Origin of the sequence: Microbacterium enclense, assembly GCF_004022425.1 — a bacterium.
GTDB lineage: Bacteria > Actinomycetota > Actinomycetes > Actinomycetales > Microbacteriaceae > Microbacterium > Microbacterium enclense_A.
In genome coordinates this window covers 1-6,158 of sequence record NZ_RBZY01000099.1, presented here as the reverse complement: position 1 = coordinate 6,158, position 6,158 = coordinate 1, and the positions used below count along the sequence as shown (strand labels likewise).

At 66.7% G+C, this 6,158-nt stretch carries 7 protein-coding genes; 1 reads left to right on the top strand and 6 read right to left on the bottom strand.

Translation table 11 applies throughout. The features are described 5' to 3' along the window. The 6 genes from D8Y23_RS15990 to merA all read right to left on the bottom strand — a co-directional run. On the bottom strand, positions 1-788 hold a 788-nt coding region (locus D8Y23_RS15990), incomplete at its 3' end, for an AAA family ATPase (RefSeq protein ID WP_128219032.1). After that, complete coding sequence (locus D8Y23_RS15985) at positions 785-2,173, bottom strand: Mu transposase C-terminal domain-containing protein (RefSeq protein WP_070434715.1); 1,389 nt, start codon at positions 2,171-2,173, stop codon at positions 785-787. The genes D8Y23_RS15985 and D8Y23_RS15990, both read right to left, overlap by 4 nt. Before the next feature lie 7 nt (positions 2,174-2,180). Next, positions 2,181-2,777: a recombinase family protein gene (locus tag D8Y23_RS15980; protein ID WP_070434801.1), complete on the bottom strand. Its 597-nt coding sequence runs from the start codon at positions 2,775-2,777 to the stop codon at positions 2,181-2,183. A 231-nt stretch (positions 2,778-3,008) separates the two neighbouring features. Further along, entirely contained in the window at positions 3,009-3,326 is a 318-nt protein-coding gene (locus D8Y23_RS15975) for a MerC domain-containing protein (protein WP_164878283.1), read from the bottom strand. Positions 3,327-3,355: 29 nt separating this feature from the next. Then, a complete protein-coding gene (gene merB / locus D8Y23_RS15970; protein WP_128219031.1) occupies positions 3,356-4,012 on the bottom strand; it encodes an organomercurial lyase MerB in 657 nt (218 codons plus the stop codon). 44 nt (positions 4,013-4,056) lie between these two features. After that, positions 4,057-5,481 (bottom strand): mercury(II) reductase, encoded by a 1,425-nt coding sequence (gene merA / locus D8Y23_RS15965; protein WP_128219030.1) that lies wholly within the window; start codon positions 5,479-5,481, stop codon positions 4,057-4,059. A 101-nt stretch (positions 5,482-5,582) separates the two neighbouring features. Here merA and D8Y23_RS15960 point away from each other — a divergent pair, with 101 nt between their 5' ends. Continuing rightward, positions 5,583-5,972: a heavy metal-responsive transcriptional regulator gene (locus D8Y23_RS15960; protein WP_108320786.1), complete on the top strand. Its 390-nt coding sequence runs from the start codon at positions 5,583-5,585 to the stop codon at positions 5,970-5,972. Positions 5,973-6,158 lie beyond the last annotated feature (186 nt).

Below are 6,158 nucleotides of genomic sequence, written 5' to 3'. Positions count from 1 at the left end.
GCGGCGGCTTCGACGACGTCGTCGGTGATGGTCTCGAGTTCGTTGATCTTGAGCACTCGTGCGATTTGGGGGAAGAGGCGTTCGAGGAGGCGGAAGTTGCCGCGAGTGATGCGTTCGATCGCGGCGATGGCTTGCGCGTCGGTGAAGTCGTCGGGGTCGAGGGTGCGGCCCAGTCGCTTCCAGCGACGTTCGAGGACGAAGAGGAGTTCGTCGCGGCCGAGGTTGCGGTAGCGGTGGGAGAACCCGAGGCGGCTGTAGAGCTGGGGGTAGTGCCGGAATCGTTGGTCGATGCCGGGCATGCCGATCAGGATGATCGCGGTGTGCTCACGGTCGTGCCGGTCTCGGAGGACTTCCAGGGCCGTGGGCGTGAGGCGTTCGGCCTCGTCGATGATGAGCAGCTCGACCCGCTTGCCCATGTTGTAGCGGCCGTGAGTCCCCGTAACTTTGCCGGTGGCGCGCAGGTGCTCATCGATGCAGATGCCCAGCCTGGTCTGCAGGTGGTCGATCTCATGGACGAGCTGCGCCGGCTTGGGGAGGACCGGTGGCGTGTAGAACAGGGTCCGGGATCGGTTCGCGGTGGCGTAATGCTCTGTGTCGGTCTCGCTCCGCGGTCCCCACTCGGTGATGAAGGGTTCCAGGGTGTCCCAGTGGGCGTATCGGCGGCCGGATTGCGTCTTGCCGACGCCGGCATCGCCGTGGCAGATGCCGATCGTGCGTTCCTTGCGGACGGCGTTGGCGAATTCGATGAAGCGGCGGTGTTCTTTCGTGACGATGAAGTCGCGGCTCATGGCTCGTCCTCTTCGTAGGTGCGTAGTCTCACCTGGCGTGGTGTCCGCGGCTCGGTTCGCGGCTCGTCACGGACGGCTGTCTGGGGGATGCGTTCGTTGATCTGTTGACGCAGCCGCCGACGGCGGGCGCGTCGGGCGGTCTCGATGTCGCGCAGGGAGAGTCGCTGGTTGGGGTGTGCTTCGTCGATCGCGATGCAGATGTGCGTGTCGTGGTCGTAGACGCGGATCTCGGACACGTCGCGCGGGTCGTACCTGATTGTCACGCTGCGTCCGACGAACGGCGCGAGTGTGGGTGAGAGGTACCGCTGGCCTTGGAAGTGGATGCCATCGCGTTGGACGACGCGGTTCTTCGGCAGGGTCAGCAGCAGCCCGTCGAGCTGGTCGAGGCTGTCGGGCATCCGCGGCAACCAGCCGTCACCGATCCAGGCCTCCTTCGGGCTGGCGCCGATCTCGCTGTGGGGGCGCTCGTTGTACTCGGTGACGAACCGGCCGATGGCCTGATCGAGGTCCGCGAGGCTGAGCTGCGGCTTCGGGGCTCGTGCCCGAGGGGTGAGGTGGCCGGGGAGGGTCGTGAGAAGTTCGGTGTTCACGGTGCCGAAGAATCGCTCGATCTTCCCGCGACCTTGCGGCCGGCCGACTGTCGAGTAGATCAGCCGGATCTTCAACGCCACCGCCGTGTACTCCAGATGCCTGCTGGTGAAGTCGCTGCCGTGGTCGACGTGGAGCACGTCGGGGAGACCGCACATCGCCCAAGCCGGGTTGGTCTTGCGCCAGATCGCCTGCCGCAATGCGAGCGCCGTGTTGATCGCCGAGGGCGCCCCTGTGAACACGGTGTACCCGCAGATCGCGCGCGAGTAGTCGTCGATCACGACCGTTAGCCAGGGGCGTTCCGGCTTCCCATCGGCGCCGACGATGAGGATGTCGAGTTCGGTGTGATCGGCCTGCCAGATCGCATTCGGTCGCTCGGCTCGGCGGCGGAACACTAGCTCGTGTCGGTCCCGGTACGCGGCTGGGCCGTCCAGCGCGAGGGTCACGAGTGCCGGGTCAAGGCGGTGCAGGATCGACCGGACCGTCGAATAGCTTGGACGGGCGCACCCGATGCGGTCGGCCTCGGCCATGGCGAGCCGGTGCAAGGCCGCCATCCCGGGACGCGGTTTGGTGAGTCCGAGCTGCTCAACGAACGCGACCAGGTCTGGGTCGGTGCGCCGGGTCCCCGCGTCCGCTCGCGCGCTCGGTTTCAGCCCGTCGATCCCCGCCACCGCGTAGTCATGGTTCCAGCGTTGAAGGGTGCGCAGACCGATTCCGGTCTCCCTGACCAGCGTGGCCAGGGGAATGTCATCCTCGACATGGAGACGCAGGATCCGCCACCGGGCCAGCGCGTCCATGGCACATCTAGTCGCCGACCGCTGCCGGGGTGCCGGTGGCGTGCTGATGACGGTAGAGCGTCGCTCTGGACCATCCGACCAGTCGGGCTGCGTCTTCGGCGGTGCGTCCCTTCGCGCGCGCGTCTCGCACGATCGCAAGCTTCTCCTTCACGACGCCCGGATCCACGGGTGGCCGGCCGAAGCGCGTGCCAGCCTGCTTCGCCGCGGCGATGCCGGCGTTGACTCGCTCGGTGATCAGTTCACGCTCGTACTCCGCCAGCGTCGCGAGCATGCCCAGCATCATCCGCCCGGACGAGGTCTCGGGGTCGATGCCATCCGAAATCGATCGAACCTTCACGTCCTTCTCGCGCAGCAGGTTCACCGTGTTCAGCACGTCGATGAGGGAGCGCCCGAGTCGGTCGATGCGCCAGACGACCACCGTGTCGCCGGGCTCAGCGTACTCCAGAAGTCTCTTCATCCCTGGCCGCTGCACCGCGGCACGGCTGCCCGAGGTCACGTCTGAGAAGACGTCCCTCGCCTCAACACCCGTCGCGCCCAGGGCGTCGAGTTGCAGGCGCGCGTCCTGACTGACGGTGCTCACGCGCGTGTACCCGAGAAGCCTCACCCGATCAGCATGCCTCACAAACTCCTGTCGCGCGACCCCGTGAGGCAGAGCGCGATGAGGCAACTTTTCGAGACGTTCTCAACGCCCGAAATTGTGCGACGACGGCACCCTTTGACGCATCGCTCATCATGTCTCATTTAGCTATAGATGAACGAGGCGTTCGGAGAGCGCAACCAACACGTCGTTTCGGGATCCGGCACCTGCGCGAACGCTGAGGTTCAGCAGAAGGTGTCAGCTTCTGGGGCTCCGATCATCCTGCGCGTCGGCGTTGCCCTCAGTGTTTTGGGTGGGCGGGCAGCAGTCGGGGTCGTTCGTGTGGTGGCGTCGCCGGTTGCGTATCACAGCGATGGTGCTCGCCAGGGCCGCGAGGATCAGGAGCCCGACTCCGCCTGCTATCGCCCACGGGTTGTGCAGGAGGGCACCGATTCCTGTGATCGCGCCGCCCGCGGCAAGCAGCGGGCCCAGGGCGCAGCAGGCGACCACGAGGAAGGCCGCGCCCAGCGCCATGAGCAGACCACCCCCGGTTCGGTTGTCATCGTGAGGCGACATCGCCATCTTCGTCCGTGAGGTGGGCTGGTTCAGCAGCACGCGTCCGGCCCGCGGTAGCTGCCGTCTCCTGTGCCGCTGACTGGACGTGCAAGCGTTTCGGGGAGGAGGTTGCGGCCAAGCCCGAAGGCTTCGGCGACGGACAGTACCCGGCCTTCCGGGTGCTCTGCAAGCCAGCCGCCTGCGTCTTCCGGAGAGGTGAAGTAGTGGACCTGGTTGCAGAACGAGGAGCGGATCGACGGCAGATTCCCGGGGTCGACCAGGGAGACGACTGCGGTGATTGGTTCCACGCTGGTGACACCGGCGGTCGGATCGACCGTGACCCGGATCGTGTCGCCGCTGGCCGGGGAGACCGACTCGATCCGCGCGGGACGGCCGATAAGGGTGGGGAAGATCAGAGTGTCAAGGGCGCACCAGGTGTAGAGCTCCCCACCGGCGACGGTGAACCGGTGCCGGGTGGGGCGCAGGGTGAGGCCTTGGCCGATGATCCGGCCCTGGTCGTCGTACTCGGTGTCCGGCATCGCGGCCAGGCGGGCGCGGACCTCGTCGGCAGTGAGAGCGGCGGCGGCCGCGAGGTCGTCGATACTAACCGGGTCACCATCCGCAAGCAGCCGGAGCAACGGGACCAGCAGGGTTGTCTCGGCGGATCCGGCGAGACGGTCGATCAGGTCGGTAGCAAGGTTCGTCATCGTAATTGATCCAGTTCTGATGGGGTGCGTGCGTCGGTGCACTGTCAGGCGCAGCAGGACAGTTTCGAGACGTCGGTGGTGAACGCTTTCGCGACGATACGGATGCCCTCGGCCATGGTCAGATACGGGGCCCACGCGTCGGCGACCTCGGTGATGGTCTTGCCGAGGATGTAGACGCCGGCGGCGGCGAGCTCGCCCGCGTCCTGAGCGACCGCGGTGAGGCCGAGGATTTCACCAGTGTCGGCGTTGGCAACCATCTTGATGAACCCGCGGGTGTCCCGGTTCACCACCGCACGAGGCACATAGTGCAGAGGCAGGACCCGACAGTCGCAGCGGATCCCGGCCGCGATGACCTCTTTCTCGGTCATCCCGACCGCGCCGATCGCGGGACTGGTGAACGTCACCCGCGGCATCCGCGTGTAGTCGACCGCTGCGTCCGCTCCGTTGAAGGCGTTCTCGGCGACCAGCGTGCCGTGGCGTGCCGCGACGTAGACGAACTCGGGGTGCCCGGTGACATCCCCGGCTGCCCAGACCCGAGGGTTGGAGGTTCGCAGTTCGTCGGTGACGACGACCTGTCCGGCGTCGCCGGTCTTCACCCCGACGACGTCGAGGTTGAGTCCTGCCGTGACCGGGCGGCGTCCGAGCGCGACGAGGATCTCGTCCGCACGGAACTCCTGCTCACCGCCGGAGACCTCCGCCGTGACAACGACCTGACCGGTGGCGGTGTCTCGGACGACCCGGGGCGGAACAGCACGGCGGACCACCCGGATGCACTCGTCGGCGAAGACCTCCTGCAGAGCCTTGGAAACCTCGGGCTCCTCCTTCGACGCGAGCCGGGAACGCACCAGCATGGTCACCGTCGAACCCAGCCGGGCAAACAGCTGAGCCAACTCCAGCGCCACGGAGCCACCACCCAGCACCACCAACGAGTCGGGCACCTCGGTCAGCTCCATCGCCGACGTCGACGTCAGGTAGCCAACGTCGTCGAGCCCCTCGACGGGCGGGGCCCAGGGGGCGGAGCCCGTGGCGATCAGGTAATGCGCGGTCTCGATGGTCTCAACGGTGCCGTCGGCAGCGGTGACCTCCAACACGGGCGCATCCGGAGTGCCAGCGAAGGCTGCGTCGCCCTGCCGGACCGGCCAGCCGTACGCCTCGGCCACGTCGAAGTACTTCTCCCCCCGCATGGCCTCGGCCAGCTCCTGCTTGCCACGCACCAGACCGGGCATGTCCACCGGGCCCGCGGTAGCGGCAATCCCTGGGAATCGGGCGCCGGCGTCCGCCGCCACATGGCGGGCCTCACCGGCAGCGATCAGCGCCTTGGACGGCACACACCCGGTGTTCACGCACGTGCCACCGAACGTGCCGCGCTCCACCATCACCACCGACTTGCCCAGCATGGTGGCGCGGATCGCAGCGGCGAACGCCGCACCACCCGATCCGATCACGGCCAGATCAAACCTCGACTGCATTCCGATCCCTCCCGGACCTATCGCGAACATTCGCTGCTACAGTCATCATCAACCTTCCTGTGCGGTGGAAGGTCAAGTCCTCTGACGAAGGAGCGTCTATAATGCGGATCGGTGAACTCGCTGAGGCGGCCGAGACGACCGCAAAGACGCTGCGGTTCTACGAAGACCAGGGACTCCTACCCGCGACCGAGCGCACACCCAGCGGCTACCGCGACTACACGACTGCGGCGCTTGCCCGTATCAACTTCATCCACCGCGGTCAAGCAGCCGGACTCACCCTGGCCCAAATCCGGCAGATCCTCGACATCCGCGACCACGGCCAAGCCCCCTGCAACCATGTTCGCGACCTGCTCGACACACGCCTCGCTGACATCGACCAGCAACTCGCACAGCTCCACGACCTCCGCGACACCCTCGCCGCGCTACGCGACCAGGCAGACCACGTCGAGCCCGACACCTGCAGCACCGACCAGGTCTGCCGCTACCTATAGCAGCGCCCCGATCGAGAGGTCTGAGAACTATGAGTCGTCTCCGGTGATCCCCGGGCGGAGAGGACGGACTCGAGACCATCACCGCGACATCGGATGACCGCCGCCAAACAGCACTGCAAGAACACCGCCAAAGAGCGTCATCAGTCACAACATTCCGGCACCTCGTCGATTGCCCCGTGGGTGGTG